Source organism: Vibrio sp. 10N.261.52.A1 (genome assembly GCF_002876325.1).
Lineage (GTDB): Bacteria > Pseudomonadota > Gammaproteobacteria > Enterobacterales > Vibrionaceae > Vibrio > Vibrio chagasii.
The window spans coordinates 1-2,308 of record NZ_MCYD01000121.1 but is presented as its reverse complement, the minus strand read 5'-3'; the positions used below and the strand labels follow the sequence as shown (position 1 = coordinate 2,308).

The following is a 2,308-nucleotide window of genomic DNA, read 5'->3' as shown; positions in this document are numbered from 1 at the left end:
ATAGAAAAGGGCTCCTAAGGGAGCCCTTTTTGATATTTCAATCACGACAGAGAATGATATGAAAGAATCGATTCAAGTGACCTTAGAGCAGTTAAGAGAAACTCTGCACTATCATGCCGTTCGTTATTACGTAGAAGATAGCCCAGAGATCCCTGATGTTGAGTACGATCGATTAATGCAACAGTTGCTAAAGATCGAAGAAGAAAATCCAGAGCTCGTAACCGTGGACTCACCAAGCCAACGTGTTGGTGGTCAGCCACTAGATGGCTTTACGCAAGTGACTCACGAGATCCCAATGCTCTCTCTGGATAATGCATTCTCTGATGAAGACTTGGATGCGTTCAATAAGCGTATGTCCGATAGAGCACCAACCGCGAACCTTAAGACTTTCTGTTGTGAGCCTAAACTCGATGGCCTCGCTGTGAGCTTGCTTTATGTGAACGGGACATTAGTTCAAGCGGCGACTCGTGGTGATGGCGCGACGGGTGAGAACATTACTGAAAACGTACGTACCATTAGCTCGATTCCACTTAAGCTACAAGGCGAAGGCTGGCCTGAACGTATCGAAGTACGTGGTGAAGTGTTCATGCCAAAAGCCGGCTTCGATAAACTGAACGAAATGGCGCAGAAGAAAGGCGAAAAAGTCTTTGTAAACCCACGTAATGCCGCAGCAGGTAGCTTGCGTCAGCTGGACTCTCGTATTACCGCAAAACGCCCATTAGCTTTCTATGCTTACAGCGTAGGTGTGGTTGAAGGTGCAGAGCTCTCAAGTAGCCACTACCAACGTTTCTTACAGCTAAAAGGCTGGGGACTGCCAATGTGTCCAGAGACGAAGCAACTTAGCTCACTTGAAGACGTAAAGGCATATTATCAAGACATTATGACTCGCCGTGATGCTTTGGCTTACGAGATCGATGGTGTGGTAATTAAAGTCGATGATATTGCGGCGCAAGAAGTGCTTGGCTTTGTTGCTAGAGCGCCTCGCTGGGCGATTGCCTACAAGTTCCCGGCTCAAGAAGAGATCACGCTGCTTAACGATGTTGAGTTTCAGGTAGGCCGTACCGGTGCTATTACACCTGTGGCTAAACTGGAACCTATCTTTGTCGGTGGTGTGACGGTAAGCAATGCCACGTTACACAACGCCGACGAGATTGCTCGTTTGGGTGTTAAGGTTGGCGATAGTGTCATTATCCGCCGTGCTGGCGATGTGATTCCACAGATTGTTGCTGTTGTGCAAGACCGTCGCCCTGAGACGGCTAAAGACATCGTTTTCCCTGATGCATGTCCTGTATGTAGTTCTGCGGTCGAGCGTGTAGAGGGTGAAGCTGTAGCGCGTTGTACAGGCGGTTTGGTGTGCCAAGCTCAACGTAAAGAAGCGCTTAAGCACTTTGTATCTAGAAAGGCGCTTGATGTTGATGGTCTGGGTGTGAAAGTCATAGAGCAGCTTGTCGATCGCGAGATGGTCGAGACACCAGCAGACCTATTTAAACTCAGTGCAGGTGTGATTACGGTGCTTGATCGTATGGGGCCTAAATCGGCCCAGAACGTGGTGAGCGCGTTGAATAAAGCGAAAGATACTACGTTAGCGCGTTTCCTTTATTCACTCGGTATTCGTGAAGTCGGTGAAGCGACTGCGATGAACTTAGCGCAGCATTTCAAGACATTAGAGCTAGTACAAGCAGCAACTCATGAGCAACTCGTTGAGGTGTCCGATATTGGTGATATTGTTGCTAGTCATATTACGGCTTTCTTCTCACAAGAGAAAAACCGAGCGGTCGTTGAACAGCTTATCGAACTGGGTGTGAACTGGCCTGTGATTGAAGATGCGCCAGATGACCAAGAATTGCCTCTAGAGGGCAAAGTGGTTGTGCTTACGGGGTCACTGTCTCAATTGGGCCGAAGTGAAGCGAAAGCGGCACTTCAAGCGCTAGGCGCAAAAGTCACAGGCAGCGTATCTAAGAAAACCGATATCCTATTTGCGGGAGAAGCGGCTGGTTCTAAATTAACCAAAGCACAAGATTTAGGTATCGAAATAAGAACCGAAGAAGATCTAATTGCTCTTCTTTCGTAAGTAAATTCAGGTAAAAAAAGCTCAAAGGCACTCTTTTTAAGGGAGTGCCTTTTTTGTATCCGCTATAAAAACGGTGGCTTTTTAATTGTTGAGAATTTTGTTCCTATACGAACTACAAAATCAGGACAGTGACGGTGCTCAACATTAATGAAATAGCGTTCTAGTTGTATCAAAAATGCGAGTCATATCTATTTTTATAAAAGCTAATTTTATTTAACTTGCTGTTTTATATGGTTT

General features: G+C 46.3%; 1 protein-coding gene. It reads left to right on the top strand.

What is annotated here, in order from left to right; all coding sequences use genetic code 11:
• Positions 1-58 precede the first annotated feature (58 nt).
• Positions 59-2,071, top strand: a complete 2,013-nt coding sequence (ligA, locus tag BCT81_RS01705; protein WP_102423075.1) for an NAD-dependent DNA ligase LigA — start codon at positions 59-61, stop codon at positions 2,069-2,071.
• Positions 2,072-2,308: the final 237 nt, after the last annotated feature.

What these genes read in the sequence shown, in the direction of transcription:
- ligA (WP_102423075.1), top strand. Translation starts at nt 59, where the DNA reads ATGAAAGAATCGATTCAAGTGACCTTAGAGCAGTTAAGAGAAACTCTG.